General features: G+C 40.8%; 22 protein-coding genes and 4 pseudogenes. 3 read left to right on the top strand and 23 right to left on the bottom strand.

All coding sequences use genetic code 11. The features are described 5' to 3' along the window. Nucleotides 1-39: 39 nt before the first annotated feature. Nucleotides 40-162 carry a hypothetical protein gene (locus tag QFZ81_RS15780; protein ID WP_307442799.1) on the bottom strand — a complete coding sequence of 41 codons (123 nt, stop codon included), beginning with the start codon at nt 160-162 and terminating at the stop codon, nt 40-42. 417 nt (nt 163-579) lie between these two features. Between QFZ81_RS15780 and QFZ81_RS15785 the strand changes: the two are divergent. Then, a pseudogene (locus QFZ81_RS15785) lies at nt 580-1,753 on the top strand (IS110 family RNA-guided transposase). 281 nt (nt 1,754-2,034) lie between these two features. On the opposite strand, the gene QFZ81_RS15790 reads toward QFZ81_RS15785, so the two are convergent. The 6 genes and pseudogenes from QFZ81_RS15790 to QFZ81_RS15815 all read right to left on the bottom strand — a co-directional run bounded on the left by QFZ81_RS15790 (nt 2,035) and on the right by QFZ81_RS15815 (nt 7,579). Next, nucleotides 2,035-2,931, bottom strand: coding sequence for an RCC1 domain-containing protein (locus tag QFZ81_RS15790; protein WP_307603474.1), 897 nt, complete (start codon nt 2,929-2,931; stop codon nt 2,035-2,037). A 204-nt stretch (nt 2,932-3,135) separates the two neighbouring features. Further along, nucleotides 3,136-3,522, bottom strand: coding sequence for a DUF2716 domain-containing protein (locus QFZ81_RS15795; RefSeq protein ID WP_307603476.1), 387 nt, complete (start codon nt 3,520-3,522; stop codon nt 3,136-3,138). A 186-nt stretch (nt 3,523-3,708) separates the two neighbouring features. Further along, nucleotides 3,709-3,969, bottom strand: coding sequence for a hypothetical protein (locus QFZ81_RS15800; protein ID WP_052229134.1), 261 nt, complete (start codon nt 3,967-3,969; stop codon nt 3,709-3,711). A gap of 600 nt (nt 3,970-4,569) precedes the next feature. Further along, nucleotides 4,570-5,855, bottom strand: a pseudogene (locus QFZ81_RS15805) (IS110 family RNA-guided transposase). Nucleotides 5,856-6,057: 202 nt separating this feature from the next. Next, the gene (locus QFZ81_RS15810; protein WP_307442792.1) at nt 6,058-6,348 is read right to left on the bottom strand and encodes a hypothetical protein; all 291 of its coding nucleotides are present in this window, start codon (nt 6,346-6,348) and stop codon (nt 6,058-6,060) included. A 190-nt stretch (nt 6,349-6,538) separates the two neighbouring features. Continuing rightward, nucleotides 6,539-7,579, bottom strand: coding sequence for a YheC/YheD family endospore coat-associated protein (locus tag QFZ81_RS15815; RefSeq protein WP_307603478.1), 1,041 nt, complete (start codon nt 7,577-7,579; stop codon nt 6,539-6,541). Nucleotides 7,580-7,776: 197 nt separating this feature from the next. Between QFZ81_RS15815 and QFZ81_RS15820 the strand changes: the two genes are divergently transcribed. Further along, entirely contained in the window at nt 7,777-8,805 is a 1,029-nt protein-coding gene (locus tag QFZ81_RS15820) for a hypothetical protein (RefSeq protein ID WP_307603480.1), read from the top strand. 396 nt (nt 8,806-9,201) lie between these two features. On the opposite strand, the gene QFZ81_RS15825 is transcribed toward QFZ81_RS15820, so the two are convergent. The 4 genes from QFZ81_RS15825 to QFZ81_RS15840 form a co-directional block, all read right to left on the bottom strand. Beyond that, complete coding sequence (locus QFZ81_RS15825; RefSeq protein ID WP_307442787.1) at nt 9,202-9,456, bottom strand: hypothetical protein; 255 nt, start codon at nt 9,454-9,456, stop codon at nt 9,202-9,204. A gap of 67 nt (nt 9,457-9,523) precedes the next feature. Next, nucleotides 9,524-10,012: a beta-propeller fold lactonase family protein gene (locus QFZ81_RS15830; RefSeq protein ID WP_307442786.1), complete on the bottom strand. Its 489-nt coding sequence runs from the start codon at nt 10,010-10,012 to the stop codon at nt 9,524-9,526. Then, nucleotides 10,003-10,407 (bottom strand): YncE family protein, encoded by a 405-nt coding sequence (locus QFZ81_RS15835; protein ID WP_307442784.1) that lies wholly within the window; start codon nt 10,405-10,407, stop codon nt 10,003-10,005. Before QFZ81_RS15835 ends, QFZ81_RS15830 begins: the two co-directional genes overlap by 10 nt. Nucleotides 10,408-10,505: 98 nt before the next feature. Then, nucleotides 10,506-10,766, bottom strand: coding sequence for a hypothetical protein (locus QFZ81_RS15840; RefSeq protein ID WP_307442782.1), 261 nt, complete (start codon nt 10,764-10,766; stop codon nt 10,506-10,508). A gap of 491 nt (nt 10,767-11,257) precedes the next feature. On the opposite strand from QFZ81_RS15840, the pseudogene QFZ81_RS15845 reads away from it, so the two are divergent. Further along, nucleotides 11,258-12,071, top strand: a pseudogene (locus tag QFZ81_RS15845) (class I SAM-dependent methyltransferase). Nucleotides 12,072-12,306: 235 nt separating this feature from the next. Here QFZ81_RS15845 and QFZ81_RS15850 read toward each other — a convergent pair. The 12 genes and pseudogenes from QFZ81_RS15850 to QFZ81_RS37585 form a co-directional block, all read right to left on the bottom strand. Beyond that, nucleotides 12,307-12,495, bottom strand: coding sequence for a hypothetical protein (locus QFZ81_RS15850; protein ID WP_307442781.1), 189 nt, complete (start codon nt 12,493-12,495; stop codon nt 12,307-12,309). Between the two features lie 165 nt (nt 12,496-12,660). Continuing rightward, nucleotides 12,661-13,945 (bottom strand): annotated as a pseudogene (locus QFZ81_RS15855) (IS110 family RNA-guided transposase). A gap of 133 nt (nt 13,946-14,078) precedes the next feature. Then, nucleotides 14,079-14,330: a hypothetical protein gene (locus QFZ81_RS15860; RefSeq protein ID WP_307442780.1), complete on the bottom strand. Its 252-nt coding sequence runs from the start codon at nt 14,328-14,330 to the stop codon at nt 14,079-14,081. A gap of 173 nt (nt 14,331-14,503) precedes the next feature. Then, a complete protein-coding gene (locus tag QFZ81_RS15865) occupies nt 14,504-15,235 on the bottom strand; it encodes a CTP synthase C-terminal region-related (seleno)protein (protein ID WP_307603482.1) in 732 nt (243 codons plus the stop codon). 93 nt (nt 15,236-15,328) lie between these two features. Further along, entirely contained in the window at nt 15,329-16,036 is a 708-nt protein-coding gene (locus tag QFZ81_RS15870; RefSeq protein WP_307603484.1) for a DinB family protein, read from the bottom strand. 275 nt (nt 16,037-16,311) lie between these two features. Then, nucleotides 16,312-17,025 carry an MOSC domain-containing protein gene (locus QFZ81_RS15875; RefSeq protein ID WP_307442775.1) on the bottom strand — a complete coding sequence of 238 codons (714 nt, stop codon included), beginning with the start codon at nt 17,023-17,025 and terminating at the stop codon, nt 16,312-16,314. Nucleotides 17,026-17,331: 306 nt separating this feature from the next. Beyond that, nucleotides 17,332-17,637, bottom strand: coding sequence for an NUDIX domain-containing protein (locus QFZ81_RS15880; protein WP_307606921.1), 306 nt, complete (start codon nt 17,635-17,637; stop codon nt 17,332-17,334). Then, nucleotides 17,559-17,747, bottom strand: a complete 189-nt coding sequence (locus tag QFZ81_RS15885; RefSeq protein ID WP_307442774.1) for a hypothetical protein — start codon at nt 17,745-17,747, stop codon at nt 17,559-17,561. Before QFZ81_RS15885 ends, QFZ81_RS15880 begins: the two co-directional genes overlap by 79 nt. A 93-nt stretch (nt 17,748-17,840) precedes the next feature. Then, nucleotides 17,841-18,395: a GNAT family N-acetyltransferase gene (locus QFZ81_RS15890; protein ID WP_307442773.1), complete on the bottom strand. Its 555-nt coding sequence runs from the start codon at nt 18,393-18,395 to the stop codon at nt 17,841-17,843. A 143-nt stretch (nt 18,396-18,538) separates the two neighbouring features. Further along, nucleotides 18,539-19,171 carry a zinc dependent phospholipase C family protein gene (locus QFZ81_RS15895; RefSeq protein WP_307442772.1) on the bottom strand — a complete coding sequence of 211 codons (633 nt, stop codon included), beginning with the start codon at nt 19,169-19,171 and terminating at the stop codon, nt 18,539-18,541. A 650-nt stretch (nt 19,172-19,821) separates the two neighbouring features. Further along, nucleotides 19,822-22,440 carry a phosphoenolpyruvate synthase gene (gene ppsA / locus QFZ81_RS15900; RefSeq protein WP_307603486.1) on the bottom strand — a complete coding sequence of 873 codons (2,619 nt, stop codon included), beginning with the start codon at nt 22,438-22,440 and terminating at the stop codon, nt 19,822-19,824. Between the two features lie 426 nt (nt 22,441-22,866). Further along, nucleotides 22,867-23,289: a hypothetical protein gene (locus QFZ81_RS37585; protein WP_307442770.1), complete on the bottom strand. Its 423-nt coding sequence runs from the start codon at nt 23,287-23,289 to the stop codon at nt 22,867-22,869. Nucleotides 23,290-23,543 lie beyond the last annotated feature (254 nt).

Here is a 23,543-nt window from a genome sequence, read left to right on the forward strand (position 1 = left end):
TCTTCGTTCGGGGGCGGCTGCATGCTGCTCACTCGGTCCTTATGGATCTCCATCGTTGGCAACCGGTCCCTCGATTTCTTCCAGATTTCCATCGACAGACGTCGCTCCGGAAGCGCCCGGCCGAGCGCGGTCCTTATTAGACTGAATGTGTTTAGTCCTCATGCTTTTCCAATCATAAAACCGCCGTCAGACTCAGTAAAAAAAGTATTGAAACAGCGATAGCCATGGATGAGAAAATAAAGTCCTAGACGTACTTCAATGAAACGAGGGAAGCAGCTGCCGTGGTTATCTGCTCCCTCTTTATTCCACTATCGTTCCTCGTTAGCCATACATGCAGCGCAATATCAGCGCTGCACCACAGAGGATGAAAATGGATAAAATCCGTGAATACTTCTACTACGGCTGGGTGAGGAAGGTCGATCAACTATGGTGCGTTAGAGCCCATCCGTTAGTCTGACTCCAACGACCACGGTGCATCACAGAATGTCGCTCCCTTTCGGGAAGCACGCATGGTAGATTAATCCTATTTTGGTTTTTGCACCAGCCCCAATATTCAGAGCCGTAGAAAGGATTATTTCAATGGATATTATCATTGAGCGAGCATGTGGTATGGATGTACATAAGGATTCCATTACCGCATGTACGATGACACCTGAAGGAAAGGAGATTCAAACTTAAAAAGCATGGGTGTACCCACGTAGCGATGGAGAGTACAGGCGTTTTCTGGAAACCAATTGTTAACCTATTAGAAGCTGAAGATATTGAGTTTCTTGTCGTGGATGCTCAGCATATGAAAGCTCTCCCAGGACGTAAAACAGATGTCAAAGATGCTGAATGGATCGCCCAACTTCTTCGTCATGGACTTCTGAAAGCTAGTTTCATTCCAAACCGAATTCAACGAGAATTAAGAGAACTAGTTCGCTATCGCCGAAGCATCATTGAAGAACGAGCCCGACAACATAATCGGATTCAAAAAGTGCTAGAGGGAGCAAATATCAAACTGGGATCTGTGGTTTCAGATATTATGGGGGTCTCGTCTAAAGACATGCTTCACGCCATCGCAGACGGTGAAGAAGATCCTGAGAAATTAGCAAGCTTCGCTCGACGCACTATGAAAAAGAAAAAAGAAGAACTCGAACTTGCTCTTCGAGGCTACGTCAATCCTCACCAACGCTTGATGATTAAAACCATTTTAAGCCATATTGACTTTCTGACTGAACAAATTGAGATGTTAGATCAAGAGGTTGCCCAGAGAGTCATCCCAGATCAGGAAGACATAGAGCGATTAGATTCTATACCTGGAATTGCCACTCGAATGGCTGAACAAATCTTAGCTGAAATAGGAACAAATATTAAAAACCAATTTCCAAGTGCGGCTCACTTCTGTTCTTGGGCAGCACTCGTACCTGGACATAATGAGAGCGCGGGCAAACGGAAGTCTTCAAAGGGAAAGAAAGGAAACAAATATTTAAAATCTGCATTAACAGAAGCTGCGCATTCCGTAGGTGCTTCCAAAAACTATCTTGGTGCTATGTATAGGCGAACATTAGCACGAAAAGGTAGGAAAAGAGCAGCCATTGTTGTAGCCCACGCCATGCTAAGAATCGCTTATTATCTGCTGACAAGAAAAGAGATGTATGTAGACTTAGGTGAAGATTATTTTGATAAGCAAAAACTTGGAGCTATTGTACGGAACTCAGTTCGAAGACTCGAAACCTTAGGCTACAACGTTACAATTTCAGAAGTCTCCTGATCTACGAGAATACCAATATCCTAGGCGTTGCATATTTTTAAAAAATGAATGAGCCGCGTCTTCTTTAGTGCTGTTCTTTTTCATCGACTGCCAGATTTTTAATTTTCATGGTAGTTGAGAAAAGGCAGCCTATCACGGTTGCCTTTTCTTTGTAGTCGTTTTGCTATTGTTCGCCGTTAACGCAACGAAGCCACCGATCGATCTGCGGCAGCTTCGTGGTGTTGTTTATTGAGCTCTCATCTCCTAAGTTGCGCTGTGTATTTTATTATTAATATTGAAAACTAATTGCCGGGCAGTTGGATGCCACGCCAACCGCTTACATCGCATTGGCCATATTCATTATCACCCACAGCAACCACCGTGCCGTCCGATTTAAGGCCGAGAGTATGAGCGCAACCCGCCGCAACCGCCACAATATCGCGCCAGCCACTTACATTGCATTGGCCATGCTCATTCCAACCCACAGCCGCCACAGTACCGTCCGATTTAAGGCCGATGGTATGATTACTACCCGCCGCTATCGCCACAATACCGCGCCAGCCGCTTACATCGCATTGGTCATGTTTATTCAAACCTACAGCCGTCACCGTACCGTCCGATTTAAGACCGATTGTATGAAGATAACCCGCCGCGACCTCCACAATATCGCACCAGCCGCTTACATTGCATTGGCGATATCGATTATTACCCACAGCCGTCACCGTGCCGTCCAATTTAAGACCGATGGTATGCCAGTCACCCGCCGCGACCTCCACAATATCATGCCAGCCGCTTACATTGCATTCACCTTCATTATTTCGGCCCACTGCTACCACCGTGCCATCCGATTTAAGCCCAATGGTACGACGCCAACCCGCCGCAACCGCTACAATATCGCGCCAGTCGTTTACATAGCATTGGTCATACTTATTCCAACCCAAAGCCGCCACAGTACTGTCAGATTTAAGACCGATTGTATGAGCATTACCCGTGTTCGTCGCCATATGAACATTACCAGCCGCGACCGCCACAATATCGCACCAGCCGCTTACATCACATTGGCCATATTTATTATCACCCACAGCCGTCACCGTGCCGTCAGATTTAAGCCCAACGGTATGACGACGACCCGCCGCTATGGTATCTTTAGGCCACCGTTTCACCTTTAACATCGCTTCTTTCAGTGAAATGTAATCCATGTTTTACCTCCTTGAAAACAAGACCTATATTTTTATATACGTTTCATCGTGGTCAACTACACTGTGAGAGTTGTACGTTCCATCAAGAGATATTACCACGAACTGTGACTCTTGGGTTTCTTAACCTGCCCTTTAGCTGAATAGGCTGCCGGATTTATTGGCGGCAGCCATTCTGTGTTATTTGTTCAATATTGATCTGTTGGTTTAATGTTTAGAGTCCGCTTGTTTATTTATAAAGAGATAATAATCACCATCTGGATAAAAGGAAATAGTACTCGGTGGACCCAAATGAGGATTATATTGAAACGATTCGTGTTGCCAGTCTAAGGCATACAGATATTCGTCTGGTTCAGTCACTGCTTTAAGGCATGCAACACACTTTCTCTCTAAATCGTCTATGTCATCGTCCATGTAACTAGTTATTTTATAAGTAATGTAAGGAGATGGTAAACTAAAGGAAGGCCAATCACTACTATGAATACTAGGTTTAAAATTGAAATGTTCATAAAATTTATCCCATACTAGCCGATATAGTTCACTTGATAAAGAAACCCAATTGTCCATTTTGCACACCTCGGATATACTCGCCATTTAAAGAGCCTAATTCAATACTACCATAACATGGGCTTTTTTTATGGGTCTAATTTCCACGCTCTACTGCCCAATAGCTTAATGACAAAAGGAGCAGCTTCCGCGGCTCCTTGTTTCGTTTAACTATCGTTTCCCATTAGCTCAACGAAATGCTGCCGTACAACAGCATTTTTTATTATTAAACCGCTAGCTATTTATAGCCTTCTCCGCGAGATATACCTCATCCTTTTTGACATAGATGTCGTATTGGCTGTTATCATTTCTGCCTGAACCCACTGTACCCGTGTCATGACTTGTTATTCGGCTGCGATAGGAAATGCCATGACTTTTTAATTTATTTACCGCATCATAATATTTCGATTGATTGAATGCAGTAAACACTAAACGCCTATGCTTGGAAAAAAGAAACATGATGATATTCATAATGAGTTGCTCGATATTCCCCATATTAATCATCACCCCCCTAACATTTTTCAGATACTTGCGAAACCGTTTGTCAATATCGTTGGTTGCCGTTTTGTTTACTTACTTTCAGGCTAGGTTTCGTTATTATTTTCCATTGAACCACATTCCTGTAAGTTACTAATATTATTTAGACGTTCAACACTCACGAAAGTTCCATAATTTTACAGAATTCCAGTCTTTATATTCCACTCTACTGCCCGTCCCTCGGTTTTAAAGGTTTATCTCACATTTACTCACTCATTCGCAGGATTTCGTCGCCTTGTATAACAGCTGTACTCTAGAAAGTAAGCTTGTTAGACACCGTCGTTCCATTTTTGGATATACGGGAACAGAAGAAACGTGTGGTACATTTCTCCAAGTGCTATTCTTCTGCACGCATACTCCACAATTTCCTTGGTGTTTACCATCCCATAGCTCAACGGGTCTATGCCCTTACATTCCTTCGTTACACCTGACCAAGGCGTGGAGACCGATAGCGTTTAGCGGACGGGTCTGAAGCCCTTGCCGGGCAGTAGCTCGGTTCTCCATGCTTTCTTTTTGAAATCCTGCGAATGAGTCAATCTATGTGATCATTTAGTTCGTTTAAGCAGCTTGTGTTAACGTTGGGGCAGCTATCTCAGGAGAAAAAGTTTCTCCTTTTTGAACAATACTAATGATGATTCGTGCCAGTTTTCCAAGCAGTTTAAATACAGACTGTTGCTTCTTCATATGCTTGATTTGAACATTATTCTCATGCAACTGTCGGAACACAGGATTATTCCCTACGAGCTGGATCGTGGCCAGGTATAGATATTTTCGCAGCGTGGCATCGCCTCTTTTAGAAAGCACGATCTGTCCTTTACGTTTTCCCGACGTGCTTTCGGCTAGGTTCAAGCCTGCTTTACGCAATAATTGACGCCCATGCGCATACTGTCTAAGGTCACCAGCACCTGAAAGAATAGCTGCCGTACAGATTGAGCCTAGGCCTTTGATAGTTCGAAGCTGATCGGCCATAGGAATTTCACTGAGCAAATTTTGGATATCTTTTTCAATTTCATCTAGTATTTCAACAATCCTTTCGAACTCTTGCAATAGTCGGTGTAAATCCTGATTCGCTTCATTGGAAGCAGTCTTGTCGCCTACACTTCGCTTAGCTAGAGAGATAAGCTGCGCAGCTTTCTGCATGCCAGTGGAACCACCGGCTCGCTGCATATGCGCTCGCCAAGCGGTGATCACCTCAAATACGGATAGAGACTCTATATCCTGCGGAAATGGGAATTCCTTAAGCGTAGCCAAGGAACGTTTGCAGGTCCAATCTTTAAACACAGAAAAATACTCAGGGAAGCGAATGTCTATCCAGCGGATGATTCGGTTCTGCAGGCGTACACTATTTGTCACCCAATATTCCCGATCACTCATCATTGTTCGCAACCTTTGAAAGACTGCAGCTTGTCGAGAGTATTCATAGTAAAATCACGGCTGACCACGTCGGCAATGACAAGCGCATCCTTCGGATCATTCTTAGAAGGACTATTGTCGCGATTCTCCTTGTTTCTTTTGGTGGTGGCCGGATTCACCATGACAACGTATATGCCCTTGTCGGCAAGCCAATTAGCCAGGTTTGACCCGTAATGTCCAGTCGGCTCCATGCCAATGATGAGTCCCTGTAAACGGTGTTTCTGTTTCAGTCCATCGATCCACCGTATTAATTTTTCGAAGCCTTCAATTGTATTTGAGAATGTGAGATGACGATTTGAAAGTACGATGCCACGAAAATTAGTCGCTTGTGCGACATGAGTTTCCTTTGCAATGTCGATGCCCACAACAAGATGAGAAGTGGTAATTCGTTCAATACGTTGATTTTGTCCGTCTGTTTGTTTAAACTTCATAGTGAGAGCGCCTCCTTGATGGTATTGGGTTACAAACCCGTCGACAAACCCATCATACCGAGGCGCTCCTTTTTTGACAAAGGCTATTTCTTAGCCCTAACAGGAATGTTTAACTGAGAAGGCTGCCGATCAATTTGCTCGGCAGCCTATTCCTGATGATGATTAAGCTATCGTTCTGCGTTAGTTCAATGGACTGGGATTCTTAGACCCACATATGAGGAAGTAACAATCTAAAGCACTTAATGAATGTATGAGGATCTTCAATGGCTAACAATCCCTTAAAGAGTGGTACCTTAAACGTTTCATTTTTTGTAAAGGAGCCAAAAAATTTTCTAGCATCATCAATCACATTATTATCTAGGACTCCGTTAAGACTGATTGCTCCATTTAATTTTTCGTCGATGTCTTTAAGTATTTCTTCATCTTTTCTTTGAATAATTTGAATTTGCCACGCAACAGCTAATTCAGTCCAGTCACGTCCTAAAAAGTCCATTATGTTCCCTTTCTAAAAAGGCAATTGGTGATTGTGCTATTGTTCCCCGTTAGAGCGGTCAACAGAAATCAAAACTCACAATAGGTATATTCGAAAAGAAATGCCTATGTGAGTCGGTTCTGGTGGAAAATTAAAAACGTGTGGTTTTGCAGAATCATGAGCGAAACATACATATTTCGAAAAAAACTTATTATCTCTCAAATTTAGAGAGATAATAAGCATATTCCATCGGTCTACTATAAATTTTGCGTTTATAACACTTAAGGTTTTCGTATATATCTTTTTGGGGTTTTCCGTTAAGTTCAATAATCCATAACTTTCTTTGTTCGTCTAATACAAAATCGACACTCAATTCTCCCAATGAACCCATATGACTTTCTGCTTCTTGTGCGGCCTTTATACTTATCTCATTCAGAGATCGGAGGATTTCATTGATTTTTTCCGGCGAAACTAACCGCGGAAGAATTTCAACAACATCATAAATGGTTTCACACATACTCGTGTTAAAGTAATGTTCATAAGCCACTCTACATGTAATGGTTGAAACCGTCCATTCTCCAAGAATACCTTTTTGGACAAGTACCCGGATATCAAAATACTGATGATCAAGTTGACTCATACGAATCCCCTGCTGAACCATGTATTTCTTTAGTCTGAGTACATCCAATTTTTCCTGAATGCCTTCATTTTTTCTGCAAATATATCTTGGAGCCAAGCTGTTCAAAGAGATGTGACTATCTCCATTATCCTTTAGTTCGACCCGATACACAGACTCCCCCTTAGATCCGTAAGAAGGCTTAATATATACTAGTTTATATTTCTCTAATAGTTCTGATACATTCACTTCATTATAGATAAATGTATCTGGTACATAGGGTTTAAGATTTGACTGTTTTAATAGGTTATAGAGATCCCATTTATTAAAAAAATTGATATTGTTGAAACATTTGTTTCTACCAATCTCCTTCTCTAGTCGTTGAATGGTTACTGATTTTTTGTTAAAACAGCGGTTATAGACGACATGAGGAAAAGGAAACGAACTTTGTTTCCATACGCCTTTTTTCAGGCTAAGTCCAATAATACGTTGTTCCTTCCAAAGTATATCTGCCGATGTAAAGGCGTATAGTTTCAGGTTTAAATTGTGATAACGTTGATAAAGCTCCAAAATTCTTTTTCTACTGTTCCTTTTAGTTACCATAATACCTATTAATGGACGATTCACCACTCTCATCTCTCCCTAGCCATCGATCTCTTTTATTATCTAATGCCAGAATAGACATATTGCTATGGGACAAGAACATAGATGAGTAGAAAATCAGCGAATGTATTACTCTATTAGCCTAAATTTCAGTTGATAGGTATTTGGTGTGTTTATCTTTTTTTGTTTTTAATATGATAAATTACATTTGATAATAGGGAGATGAGACTATGGGAAGATGTAATTGTCCACCAGGACCTCCAGGACCAGAAGGACCTAGAGGGCCCCAAGGACCTCCAGGACTAGAAGGACCGCAGTTGCTTCAAGAACTTGGAGGAGCAATAGCAGCAGCTGGACCCACTGGAACTGCAGGAGCATTAGGACCAGCTGGTCTTGCAGGACTTGTAGGAGCAATTGGCGAAGCTGGACCAGCTGGTCTTGCAGGAGCACTTGGACCAGCTGGTCTTGCAGGTATTGCAGGAGCACTTGGACCAGCTGGTCTTGCGGGAATTGCAGGAGCAATTGGACCAGCTGGTCTTGCGGGAATTGCAGGAGCAATCGGACCAGCTGGACTGGCAGGAATTGCAGGAGCAATTGGCGCAGCCGGACTGGCAGGGCCAGCAGGGCCAGCAGGGCCAGCAGGAGCAACAGGACCTCAAGGTATACCTGGTCCAATTGGAGCTACTGGTCCGGCAGGACCACCAGGAGGAGGATTAATTCCATTTTCAACGGGTATCATCATAAGTGGTGCTACAGTAGTATCAGCTGCTCCAATTTTAATGGGTTTTGGTAGTCACACGGTTGAAGTTATTGGCGCTACTGGAGAATCAACGATGCCACCGGAAGCAGGTGGTTTTGCTTTCCCAATTCCCTTTGCGGGTACCGTTCAAAATTTACAAATAAGTGCAGATTTATTGGTTGCTTCTGTGACTTCTATTAATACGCTCGGTCTTCAATATGATTTTACAGTATTCCTCGCACCGTCAGTTCCTAATAATGGGATTGATCATAGTTCTTCACCTTACGTGACAACTCCGCTGACTAGTTCGGTTAGATTCGGATTTCCGAATACGGTCATTATACCTGGAAACCCATCCGGTTTCCGAACCGCAACGAATATAAATGTTGGGGGTTCATTAGTAGTTGCTGCGGGTGATCGTATTGGTATTCGTGTAAGGACGCTTGCTGAAACTGATCCCTCAGCAGCTGATATCACCCAACTCTCATTTAGCGCCAGTTTATCTTATACTCCTTCTTAATAAGCCTCTAGAATTGTAATCCGCCATTTGTTTCATGGGTAGGTGAACGATTCAAGAAATGAACCGCCACCTGAAAATATTTCGAATTAAGGAATTACACTCTGAATCATGTCCACACTGCCTATGAATTGCTTGGGAACCGATGCACAAGAAGTATTCCATACCAAAGTGGCTTTAATAAGCAAACAGGTTTCTGAATGGGTAGAATTAGCAGTATCAACGGATATAAAAGTGTAAAAAGCAAGTCCATATAGAAAGTGTCCTACTGGGCCACTTTCTTTTCATTTTTTCGGATAGATTGCTTGATACAGGGCTTCTATCAAAATTCAAATTTGAGCGGAACGGTTAAGATAAATTAGTGAGAGGCTTTACCATCTTTATGGAGGGTATTTGACTTTAGAGAAAAGGATTCCTCACTAATTCAGATGCTAACTTGGCGCGCCCCTCTTTCTCTGCTTCCATACTGTCACTGACCATTTGTTTTAAATACGGATTTGAATGAATAACTGGTACAGTAGAACGATAGTCTTCCTGTTGAAGTACAATCGTAAATTTTCCTTTTCCCGGAATAAAGACTTGGCATATAGAATTCTCTTTACTCATGTTTGACAACTGTTCCAATAAATCTTTTGTTGTTCGAACTTCTATCATATAAATCACCGCCTATTTAAGATCATGACCAAGGCTCCCTACCTCGTTACCTGATGCCCAAGGCATTCTACGGATTTACTCCAATGGCGAATGGACGAGCTCCCACCGGAACGGTAGCGATAACCGTATTGGTTACTCCGTCAATCACGGAAACAGTATTATCATCCTGATTGGTTACATAAATACGATTGGTTATTGGATTGACGCCTACGCCATTTGGATTATTCCCGACTGGAATCGTAGCAATCACGGTATTCGTTAATCCACTAATGACGGAAACATTATCCATATCCCGATTTGGTACGTAAATCGCATTCGTAGAAGGATTAACCCCCACTGCACCCGGAGTAGTTCCAACAGGAACGGTAGCAATCACGGTATTGGTTGCACCATCAATTACTGAAACCGTATTACTGGTGAAATTGGATACATAAATACGGTTAGTTAATGGATTTGCGCTTATCCCCGTTGATAAATTGAGTCCGGGGATGGTTATTGTAGCAACCACCGTATTGGTCAATCCGCTTATCACGGTAACGTCTTCAGTTAATTCCATTGAATTAAAATTGCTGTATAAATGGCATTCGTAGCACTATTGACCCCTGCGTCCCCTGATTCATCTCCGACTGGAACGACAGCAATCACCGAATTGGTTACTCCATCAATTACAGAAACATCATCACTGGCCCTATTTGCTACATAGATTCGGTCCGTTAATGAATTTACGTCTACTCCCGCTTGATTACCCCCAACAGGAATAGTAGCAATCACCGTATTCGTTGCTCCTTCAATCACAGAAACATCGTTATTATTGAAGTTGGCTACATAAATGAAACCTTCAGGTTCGGGAGGCCCGGGTGGTACATCATCTGTAGTACCTGCTGATGCGATTCCACCGAAGCTGATAGGTCCATCGAGTGTAATTCCTGCTACAGATGCACCCACAAACATGGTATAGCGAATTTGATCAGTTACTACAACTGAAGGAGGGAAGTCATCTGCATGGAATGTAACAATGCGATTTAGTGCATCAGCAGCTAATTCAGTAACTAGTATATCAAGGTGCCTGAACCAGGTGTGTTGCCACTGTTTCTTTCAACAGTGATTGTAATAGAGCCTGCACTAGAAGCACTTACTCCAACTGTTCCCCACAAAGCTACTCGTACACTGTTTTGATTCGATGTTCCAACAGCAGCTGCCGTTTGAAGACCAATATCTCCAAAAAGAGCAGGTGTGATAGGGACTGGAGAAACACTTGTGCTACTATTACTAGCTTCAGAGATTCGTAAATCAAGAAATTGATTTGACATTGCTTGCACCTCCTTTTTCTTTCTATCAACAGTATATGGTAGACAGGAAATATGGCGAGGGTGTTTACCTTCCAACAAATGCACATACATAAAAAGAAAAACCATCTACTCTTTTTTTAGAGTTTAATGGTTTTTTTCTTTACAGAAATTTTTGCGGATGATGGTTTGCTTTTACGCTATCGTTTCTCGTTAGCGCAATGAGCCTGGTGAATTCACCTTTACCCCTGATTTGAAGTTAAGTTCAACAATCAAATCTTCAACTTCTCCATCTAGTTCCTTCTTATATACATCCTTACTGTTTTTTCGAGTAGTATTTCTCAAATGGACGCTGGATGGATGATTTTAGGTGGATTTGTTCATAGAAAAATGGTAGTTTATTCTATGGTTAATACCGCAGAGTGTTCGTGTTCGATATGTGTTATTGGGATAACGCGCAAGTCGGGATATACGTTTAGGCTCATATTATTTATATCTTTGGGGAGGGTGTCTGCATGGACAATAATTCTGTTTATAGAACAAACATTATAGGCGCTGGCGAGGTTGGCGTCGCCATCTCCGTCGACATGGATAAGAAAGTTATTCATAAAACAAACAGCTTATTTTGGGATACAAAAGGAAATGATGTTTTAGGAGCAACCGCACTTCCTTTTTATGGAGCATTTGTCTCAGAAGAAAAATGCCAACTTTTTGGCGATGTTTCAGGAAAAAAGATGCTGGAGATAGGCTGTGGAAGTGGTCAATCTTTGCAATATCAGGGGGAACGCAAAGCATCTGAACTATGGGGTATGGATATATCAGAAAACCAAATCGAAAAGACACGGTAATATTTGACGGCGTGCGGTCTTTCAGCGAAATTAATCTGTTCTCCCATGGAAGAAAAATGTGGCATACCAGAGGAATATTTTGACTTTGTTTATTCGATTTATGCCATAGGCTGGACAACCGACCTTGAGGGTACTTTTTGCCGGATTACATCTTACCTAAAAAAAGACGGCGTATTTATTTTCAGTTGGTCTCACCCTATACACAAATGTGTTGTTGCAGAAAATAATATGCTTGTTTTTAAAAAATGTTATTTCGATGAATCTTGGTATTCGGTATCTCTTGACGAAAGTACGCTAACATTATCGGACCGTAAACTATCAACCTATGTGAATGCGTTGGCAAAAGCGGGATTTGTCATTGAGCAAATGATTGAGCAATCTGATGATGAAATTATGCAATCGCGGGACGATAACAGCGATTTTGCAAAAAAAAGCAAAGATGCTTCCTGTAACTTTTGTAATCAAGGCAAGAAAACTATAGTATCCGATAACTTAATCATGACTAGCAAATTTTTAATACATCGCCATTCAAATTCAACATTTCCATAGTTCTATCTCATCTTTATCTGAGCATCCAATCGAAATATTATAAAGATCATTGATTTTCTTAATAACCATTATACTGCGTTCGATGATTTGACCACTTATGACCATATTTTAACATAAGTAATTGAAGATAACTGCCCGTCCCTCGGTTTTAAGGGTTTATCTCACATTTACTCACTCATTCGCAGGATTTCATCGCCATGTATAACAGCTGTCGTCCAGAAAGTAAGCTTATTAAACACCGTCGTTCCATGTTTGGATATGCGGGAACAGAAGAAACGTGTGGAACATTTCTCCAAGTCTATTCTTCTGCACGCATACTCCACTTTCTCCTTGGTGTTCACCATCCCATGGCTCAACGGGTCTATGCCCTCACATTCCTTCGTTACACCTGACCAAGGCGTGGAGACCGATAGCGTTTAGCGGACGGGTCTGAAGCCCTTGCCGGGCAGTAGCTCGGTTCTCCGTGCTTTCTTTTTTGAAATCCTGCGAATGAGTCAATCTATGTGATCTTTAAGTTCGTTTTAAGCAGCTTGCGTAAACGTTGGGGCAGCTATCTCAGGAGAAAAAGTTTCTCCTTTTTGAACAATACTAATGATGATTCGTGCCAGTTTTCCAAGCAGTTTAAATACAGACTGTTGCTTCTTCATATGCTTGATTTGAACATTATTCTCATGCAACTGTCGGAACACAGGATTATTCCCTACGAGCTGGATCGTGGCCAGGTATAGATATTTTCGCAGCGTGGCATCGCCTCTTTTAGAAAGCACGATCTGTCCTTTACGTTTTCCCGACGTGCTTTCGGCTAGGTTCAAGCCTGCTTTACGCAATAATTGACGCCCATGCGCATACTGTCTAAGGTCACCAGCACCTGAAAGAATAGCTGCCGTACAGATTGAGCCTAGGCCTTTGATAGATCGAAGCTGATCGGCCATAGGAATTTCACAGAGCAATTTTTGGATATCTTGTTCAATTTCATCTAGTATTTCAACAATCCTTTCGAACTCTTGCAATAGTCGGTGTAAATCCTGATTCGCTTCATTGGAAGCAGTCTTGTCGCCTACACTTCGCTTAGCTAGAGAGATAAGTTGTGCAGCTTTCTGCATGCCAGTGGAACCACCGGCTCGCTGCATATGCGCTCTCCAAGCGGTGATCACCTCAGATACTGACAGAGACTCTATATCTTGCGGAAATGGGAATTCCTTAAGCGTAGCCAAGGAGCGTTTGCAGGTCCAATCTTTAAACACAGAAAAATACTCAGGGAAGCGAATATCTATCCAGCGGATGATTCGGTTCTGCAGCCGTACACTATTTGTCACCCAATACTCCCGATCACTCATCATTGTTCGCAACCTTTGAAAGACTGCAGCTTGTCGAGAGTATTCATAGTAAAATCCTCGGCTGACTACGTCGGCAATGACAAGCGCATCCTTCGGATCATTCTTAGATGGACTATTGTCGCGATTCTCCTTGTTTCTTTTGGTGGTGGCCGGATTCACCATGACAACGTATATGCTTGTCGGCAAGCCAATTAGCCAGGTTTGACCCGTAATGTCCAGTCGGCTCCATGCCAATGATGAGTCCCTGTAAACGGTGTTTCTGTTTCAGTCCATCGATCCACCGTATTAATTTTTCGAAGCCTTCAATTGTATTTGAGAATGTGAGATGACGATTTGAAAGTACGATGCCACGAAAATTAGTCGCTTGTGCGACATGAGTTTCCTTTGCAATGTCGATGCCCACAACAAGATGAGAAGTGGTAATTCGTTCAATACGTTGATTTTGTCCGTCTGTTTGTTTAAACTTCATAGTGAGAGCGCCTCCTTGATGGTATTGGGTTACAAACCCGTCGACAAACCCATCATACCGAGGCGCTCCTTTTTTGACAAAGGCTATTTCTTAGCCCTAACAGGAATGTTTAGCGTAGTGGCAACTGCCATAGCTATTTAAATTCACTAGTAATATAGCTTACATTCGCAGTATATTCTGATGGCTTTTCTTTTATTGAATTATCTCTTACAGCAACCTTCCAATATACACCTTTTTCATCTAAAACAATCTTTGTATTCTTTACCTCAAAATACCCTGCCCCTGTGTGAGCTAGAGCTTTTTGTCTCGCTTCTCTTTGCGATATAAGTGTCCATAATGAAAAAATAACCATAAAAACAAGAAAATATATTAGTAGTCTCTTCATTAATTCCTCCAAATTCTCACCTTAAACCCTTCTAATTACATTTATGTTATACATTAGCTATGTTCCATTAAATCTATAAACGCAAATTCGGGTGCCCGTTAGCGGGGAGGAGGCAGCCGGTTTCAATCGGCTGCCTCCTCATGCTGGTTATTGAGCTATAGTTCCTCGTTAGTTCAATGGGCAGATCCTTTCTTCTTTAATTCAGGGTTATTCTGAACCTGATTAATTACAGAACCAATGAAGGAATCAACGATGCAGTGTGGGGTTTCCGAGGTTGATTTTAATTGTGGAACAAATAACGTACCGATGAAGAAATTGTGTTCTGGTAATTCAATTATTCTTGGGTTTCCCATGGAATCTGTTCCAACTATTTTAAATCCAGCTTCATGAATTTGAGCTTCGTATTCTGGACTAAGTCCATAATTACACCTAAACTGCTCAATTACATTTGTTTCTTGATAAATTTCAAACACTCTCGAAGGTTTCTTTATTATAATTTCGCCTGTTTGACCAAATAATGAACAAGTAAGTTTACTAATAACTAATTGAGCTGAGTGAGGATCTCGTTCTTCGTGTCCTGCTTCCTTCAACATCAATTTGTTTCTTGCATACTCCATAATGATGTATTGAAACCCACCGCAAGTTCCTAACAAAGGCACATTGTTTTCGCGAGAAAATTTAATAATACTTAATACCCCATCAATAGAATAAGGGAAACCGGGAGCTATCCAAAAACCTTGATATGTTTCTTTAATGGTATCAATTTGTTCAGAAATAGTAGTTGTAGGAATCCACTTTTGCTCGATAGAGACTCCTAATTTCTTAGATGAATGAATAAGTGCATTATTTGTAGCGATCTGCGATGGAAATTCTGGATTATAGTCACCAACAATTCCTATCTTCACTAGACATGTCCCCTCTTAAAGTTAACTAGGCTGCCTATCGAAATCCGCGCTGCCTCATGGTGTAGTTTATTGAGCTCTTGTTTCTGCGTTAGTTCAATTTTTTGTTACATTGGTTCGTTTATCTAATCTTTCTTTTATATGAATGCACTTTTTCAAGTGTAAGAAAATGTGTCTTGTTGCAGGCATAAGCATTAGACCGGCTATACTCTTTTTGCCCCAGTATTCAGCCAACCAATTAGCACTTGCAGTAACTGCATTTTCATCAAACAATCGTTTGATTCTGGTTTTTTCAACCTTCTCTTTTAACTGTCCGGGTGTCATCGTGGACACGATTTTTCGCGTTTGCTTGCCAACGGCTGTTCTATAGGCTATTAATGACTCGAGATTTATCCTTGAACTGAGCTCTGCAATGTCCTCTTCGCTCATTTCATTACCAGAGTGAGTGAAATTTGTATTGATTTTTTCAAACCAATTTTCAGAATAAAGAACTTGTTGGTCATTAAGCACCAAAATATTCATAGTCATATCCTCGATTCGAGTTATGTGCCATAGGTGCCATGCAATCGAATTTTTTGTATTAGGGAGATTTACTGGATATTTTCTAAAGGTGTTTTCATCCAAGTTGCTTAAAATTGCATCTTCCAATGTTGGTTTATCCGTTTGTTCAACCGCTGAAGAATGTATCCAGGCATGAAGAGAATGAAATAACTGAACCGCTTGATAATGTTCTTGGGGCTTTAATATGATTTCATTTAATGCCTTATGGTTTTCGCCCCAAGTCCTTTGTTCTTCCAAGTCCATATAATCATGGCTCCTTATATAATTTTTCTCCACATGCGAAATCCCTTTGCACTCTTCACATATAACACTAACAGGTCCAAAAGTGTTGTGGAACTATTATCCACAATATCAAACGTATGTTCTTGAGTCAATTATTATTAGAAGCATTGAATCTTTTCAACTAAACTGCCCGTTAGGTGAACGAAAGGCTGCCGATCATGCCGGCAGCCTTGGTCTTATTGAATGTTCAACTATCGTTCTGCGGTAGCACAATAAGCATTTATTTAGTTTTTAAGTTAATCAACTAAATATACCTTGTCACCGACTTGAATTTGTCCCGTCCTCTTAACTGAAGCATAGACGCCTGCGTTTAAATTCATCTCCTCATTTACTTTCATTAACAGAGAAGTATCACGTTCAAGAGTATCAGGGTCGATTGTAATCATTGAACAACGCTCACAATAAATATCAATTTGTAATTCTGCACTACCCACTGATAATCGCCTACCTATCCAATCGCTTTCATTAAATGCATTTTCGTCTAATGAAACAATTAAGTTTGCTCTAAGACGACGTTTATCTAATCTCTTTCCCCATATCGCTTCAAGTTTTCGTAATGTAGCGTCTGTGATAATCAGGACACTAGCCATATCGACAGACATAAGTTCAGGATTTTCAGGGTTTGGTGCTTTGTAGCTCATCATTGACATTTTTCTTTTGGAGTATCTTTGGATTTCATCTAATAAATCTTCATTCCAGCTAAAGGTTTGTCCATCAGGTGATGTTATACTTACTACCTCGTCGACAAGTTTTGTCTTATATGTAAGCATGTTTGGAATATCTCTAGCGGTAAAAAAGCTTTCCCATCCTTCTTTTGTTTCATCATAAAAGGCACAATAACGGTCGCCATATAATCCATACGTATCAATTTCGCAAGTTTCCAAACTCTCTCCTGCAAACGACTTTATAGGATATCGGTATATTTCATTGATTTCACCAACTAATTTCAAAGTGACTACCTCTTTTCAATACATTAGTAATAGTAAGCGATTCCACATCTAAAATACATATTATCATATTTGCACATTTTTGCCCGTCCCTCGGAAAGTTGGAGGACAATAAGTTTTGAAGTGAATGAAACCAGCAAGCTCAAGGGATTGCTGGTTTCATTGTGAAAATAAAATACAAATATATTTCTGAAGTGGTTGCTTGGTACAAAAAGGCTAAAATACAAATAAGTTGTGAAGTAGTAGTTACAACTATGTATTTATAGGTCTCACTCAACTAACGTTCTCCGCTTAGTTGAGCGGAAGCGTTTAATCAGTTAGAAGTATACTTTTGCTCATCTTCACTTGTTCAATCATATGCCCTATATTTCCTTCACCTGCAAATAGGGTCATGTCGAAATAATCTTGATTCAAATCAGACCAATATAATTCATTTTCATCCCCTGAGACCATGACGTTACTCTTCAATTTGCCGACATAAACTTCAACATAGCAATGATGCAAATAGTATTTAAAATCCATTACATGATGCAAAGTTACATCCTCTCTTGAAATGCTGGTTTCTTCAAATAGTTCTCTGTAAGCAGCTTCAATCCCCGTTTCTCCACTCTCGATTTTCCGCCAACCAGATTACTTAAACCTTTATAGGGGTTCTTTAATCGTTTGCACATTAGCAGCCGATCCATATCTTTACTATATATCATAAGAACGTTATACCCTTGCATGAGCAGATCCCCTTATTTGTATAATTTCGAGTATACATTTATTCGATAATCTTGTTATCGGCAGCCATGTCGTCATTGCACTATTGTTCCTCGTTAGCTTAACAAGCCTTCTTTTAAATAATCTGATTTGACCATTCCGTAAAACACTAAATCTTCGTAGATTCCCCACTTCAATACATGCTGAGGGAAAGTGCCTTCTTCTTTCATACCGATTTTTCTCATTATCTTATATGACCCAGGATTTTTTGTCATTGCAGCGGTAAAAATGCGATTTAAGTCTAAATCTTCAAATCCAAATTGAATGATCCTACGAGCAGCTTCTGTTGCAAATCCTTGCCCCCAAAATGGTTGACCTACCCAGTAAGCAAGTTCAGCACGTTTATGCTTTCGAGATACTCCCATACTCATATTGCCAATCAATGATCCATCTTCCTTTTTTATCATCGCAAAAGCATAACTATCCCCTTTTTCTGAGGATTGACGAACATTTTCAATCCATTCTTCCGCTGCACCATCTGGGTAAGGATGAGGAATTGCTAGAGTTGTGCGTGCTACTTCTTCGTTGCCTGCTAGTTGTTGAACCATTCTTGCATCAGATAACTCAAAAAACCTAAGTAATAAACGAGTTGTTTCAAAATTTAGTGCCATATTTTGTCCTCCATTTTTCTCTTATTATATATTGTTAGTTTAGTATTTGTATAAAATTTCCTTAAATCTACTGCCCGTTACTTGAATGAACAAAGAAAGGAGCTGCAGCTATGCAAGCTCCTTCACTATCGTTCCTCGTTAGCTTAATCGTGTGTGGAATCAGAAGTAATTTCTTCAATGACAGCAATAGCCATAGATTTCGATAAGTTTATGTATTCGATAATGTCATCAAAATTATATACTTCAAGTTCGCAATCCTTATTTTTTTCTATAATTTCAAAATCTCCGTACATCTCTTCAATAAATTTTTGTAAGTCGTCTTGAGTTACATAATCTATTTCTCTCGGGAGAGCATCAATCTCCAACCAATCTTTTAGGTATCCCATATCATAATGGCAAAGTAATTTTGTATTCATTTTTCTAAAATCTGAATGCCATCTTGATAAAAAGGTCGGGTCTAAGTCTTGCTTCTGCTTCAATTCATATGGGTAATAGATATACTCCATCCACACGTTATCGGAAATTAAATGAGTCAAATATCCTAACGAGTAGTCATCCTTTATATCAGATAAGTATGTAGCAATGTATCTTTCATAATTTACTTGCCTAGTTCTTTTGTCTACATCTCCTTCGAAATAATGTGTAATAACTTTCCTTTCAAACGAGAAAGCAGCATCAGGCGCAATTGAACCAATTAAAAAATCTCTCTTGTTTCTTACAGCAAGGCTAGAAGCGACCATCTCACCAATTATTAAATGCATCAACCGCGAACCCATAAACCCCCTCCTTAATCCACATTTTACCATGCGATTTGAGTTATAACTAACCTGCCCGTTAAAAGTAAGTCCAGATTTCAGCTATATTTTAACCGACCTAACCTCCTTTATTGTCATCCGTCGGGAATGAGATAAAGTTCTTGTCAGAATCGGGAATGGGATAAAGTTCTTGTCATTTGGTTTTGACAAGAACTTTATCCCATAAAACAGAAAAGCCGCGAATTCCGCGGCCATTAATGAGATAATGTTTTTGTCACCCGACAGTTGTCGGATGACAAGAACTTTATCTCATTCCCGCTCGCATAATGCCTTTAAAAAAACACCGCCTTTTTTTCGAAATTTACAAGCTGAAAATCACCGAATTTATTATCGCTTTTTATTCCCAAATCTTCATTGTTAATGCTCCTTTGCACCGTCAAACTCGAAACTTTTATGCCCGTTACTTGAACAGGCTGCCCAGTATCTCAGTATCTCGGCAGCCTGTGTTATTATTGTGCTATCGTTTCCATTACTGCAATAAATTTACTGCCAATTACCTAACTAAGATGGGTAGATAAAAGGACGAACAGGGTAACCGCCCTTTTATCCATGACAGGTTGCATTTAATGCCGTCCATTATAACAGAGGCTCTTACTTGACGTATTCAGCCATTACAATATTTCGATATACCCTTCTGTTCCATGCACGCGAATTCGTTGCCCATCTTTTATCAGTTTGGTAGCATTTTCTACTCCGACAACTGCTGGTAAGCCATATTCACGTGCGATAACTGCTCCATGGGTCATCAGTCCACCAACTTCGGTGACTAGTCCTTTAATGGATACAAACAATGGTGTCCAGCCAGGGTCAGTAAAGGAGGTGACTAATATATCTCCATCTTCTAGATCAGCATCTTCCATGTTTAAGATGACACGTGCTCGTCCCTCTATTACTCCGGAAGAAACAGGCAGACCTACAATGGCTTCCGCCGGAAGATTTTCTCGTTTGTACTTACCCGCAATGATTTCACCATCAGACGTGATTACACGTGGGGGAGTTAGTTTATCAAAAAATTTGTAATCATCTTTTCGTTTGCTGATGATTTGATAATCCAGTTTGTTTGTGCGTACGACTTCGTGAAGTTCTTCAAAAGTAAGGTAGTATATATCTTCTTTTTCATGAATAACGTTGGCTTGTACGAGTTGTTCGGCTTCTTTCAGTAAAGCTTGCTTATATACGAAGTAGCGATTAATCATGCCGTATTTTGGATATTCCCGATAACCGATGAAATTCCGGATTAGGCTGATCACTCGTTTTGTCTCGTTGGCTTTTCGATTACCATCCGGTAATTGTTTCAATCGATCTAATAACTCTTGTTCTTTTCTCAAAGCTTCCTGTCGCCCTTGCTCAAATTTCCGATTGCCAGCATTAGGCTCAAAGTTTTTGATGTTACCCAGAATCATCGGGACAAGTGTAATTGGTTTTTCACTCCAACGAGTTTTAGTCATATCGATTTCTCCGGCACATCGCATGCCGTATTTATTGAGATACGCATAGATAGCGTCTTGAGTTTCCTGTCCACCATCAAACTTAATCAGTTCATCCAAAAAGTTATCATCTTTTATATGCTGTAAAAAATCAATGACTTCTGGATAAGGACGAATCACATCTGCGACATCCAATAGCGCCAATCCCATTTCCGAAGTAATATTATTTGGTACAGATTGAGAAAGGGTATCTGCTACGTTTTTTTCACCTAACCACTCGTTCATTTTTTCATTGATCCATGATGAAGCATTCATAGCAGTCATAAACACAGCCGAACTTTGTGGGTCAAATAAAATCTTTTTTAATTGCTGGATATCTTCTAAAATAAAATCCAATAAATTTGATCCTGATTTCGTTTGGATATTTTGTTTTAACTCTTCTATCGATGTTTGACTACTCTTAATCAAATCAGAAGCGATTGTCGGATCGTTTTCGATTTGTGCTTGAAAATCCGAAGACGATATATCTTCATTGCTTTTAATGGAACTAGGTATTTTTTTACCATCATCTGGTGACGATTTTATAAAATCTTCTCGCTCTACGATGGTCATGAGTGCGTCTTTTATGAGCGGATCGGATTTTCCCGAGGCATCTATGATCATTTGTCTGCTGACAGGTGAAGCAAGCATATGTGTAACATCAACAAACAACCTTCCGCCAGCTCTACGCATGGGTGCACGAGTCGTTAACAGGTAAAAAGACAATCCCAGTGGTTTCATAGGATCGGTCATCATTTGTTGATGACCAACAGATATATAGACGTGATTTTCTTGATCATTCGCTTCAGGGATGGGGAATAAGGTCGTGATTGGCCGACTCTGGACAATATAAAATGTATCATCAACCAAACACCATTCGATATCTTGTGGGTAACCAAAATATGCTTCGATCTGTCTTCCGATGCGTGCCAGTTGTAAAATTTGTTGTTCAGTAAGTGTTTGAGTCTTTTGCTGATCAGGATCGATCTGCTTTGTCTCAGTTCCGCCTTCTTTTCGTCCATAGATAGCCAATTTTTTGGTTGCAATCCTCTTATTGACGATTTCCCCATCCTGTACTTTATAACTATCGGCAGATACCAAGCCAGAGACCAGCGCTTCTCCAAGTCCAAAACTGGCATCGATTGATAGCAACTTTCGGTTGGAAGTAATTGGATCAGCGGTAAATAAAATCCCTGAAGCCTGTGGGAAAACCATCCTTTGAATGATAACGGATAAATAAACTTGACTGTGGTCAAATTCATTTTGCATACGATAGATTACCGCGCGATCCGTAAATAGGGAAGCCCAACATTTGCTGATATGCTGCAAGATTGCTTCTTTGCCGATGATATTTAAATAGGTGTCTTGTTGACCAGCAAAAGAGGCATGTGGTAAATCTTCAGCAGTCGCACTAGAACGCACTGCATAAGCATGTTCATCACCAAACTGGGAGAGATAGTGAGTAACTGCTTTCACAACATCGGAAGGAATTTCTACTTCCATAATGATTTGTCGAATCTTCTTGCTGATTTCACCAATTTGAGCTCGATCTTCTACTTTTAGTATTGTTAGTCGATCCAACAAAGCAGGATACGTTTCGTTTTGTTCGATGGCTTTTTGATATCCCACTGTAGTAACACAAAATCCTTCTGGTACTTGTATTCCTTCAATTTTTGATAATTCCCCTAAATTTAACCCTTTTCCGCCAACGAGCAAAAGCTGCGTTTTTTCCATTTCCTGAAAACCGAGAACCAAAGAACTCATTCAATATCTCTCCTAACCATTAAATTGAGAAAAAACATTTGACAAGAGTTTACCGGCATGGTATTATTAAAGTGTAGGATACAATAATTATGCCCATGTAAATTGTCAAAGTCGTAATTTGATTATATCATCGTGTCTGTTTATATGCAATATAAAAGAACCTGATAAAGCTACCCAGGTTCTTTTTTGATTTCCCGCTATCATTAGTCACATCAAAAACCATGGTTCGAGCCGAACTCCTCCACTGCATAGTTCCCTAGCGGTCCTATGCAGCCTAAGGAAATCCTGAAGTTGCGTCGGGTTCTTATTGAGCTAACCTCCCGTTGAAAAAAGACTGCCACAAGGCGCCTTAATGAGATTTAACTATTGTCTCCCCTTAGTATAAAGCCACTCCAATGACATGGAGTGGCTTCTTTGAATTGTGCATTAAAGCCCCGACTTTTTGCGCACCGGGTATAGCATCGTAAAGTCGAATGTTTCGATTTCCGTATAGGGGATTGTGAGAGCGTTCAACGGTTCAAGCGGAACCGTCTCCATCCCGAGTACTCCTTCACGCCGATCGAGCTCATAATCGGGCGACTGCTCTAGCCACGCAAACATCGCATCATATACAAGCCACATGTGTGCCTCATTCCCGTACACGCGGGCGCTCGCACAGAGCCCTCCACTTACCTCCAGAGTCTCAATGCTATCCTGTACATCTCCGAACTCGCGAACCGCCAGTCCGACCCAGAGCGTATCGACTTGCTTGCTCCATTGCTCCTGCGGAATGAGCACATACGCTGAGGGCACATCAGTGAGTCTCTCATCCCTAATGGGGACCTGCGCTGTAAGCGTACTCCACGCCACCCGCGTGCCGCTCTTGTCAGGTGTCATCCCCGTCCGTACTGCCAAGGCCTTGAAAGGCGCCACTTCAACTAACTCAACCGCTATCTTCTTCTGCAAAATACCCTCTCCTCTCTTCACGATTATCCATGATGAAGACATCCTGCTAAATATATTCACCGGTTTCCAGAAAAAACCTTTTTTTATAAATAAGATTAAGCTATCCTGTCCGTTTAATCTGTAAGGCCAGATTCCGTTTATCCACCTCATTCGCATCG

Source organism: Paenibacillus sp. V4I9 (assembly GCF_030817295.1).
In the GTDB taxonomy this organism is placed as follows: domain Bacteria; phylum Bacillota; class Bacilli; order Paenibacillales; family NBRC-103111; genus Paenibacillus_E.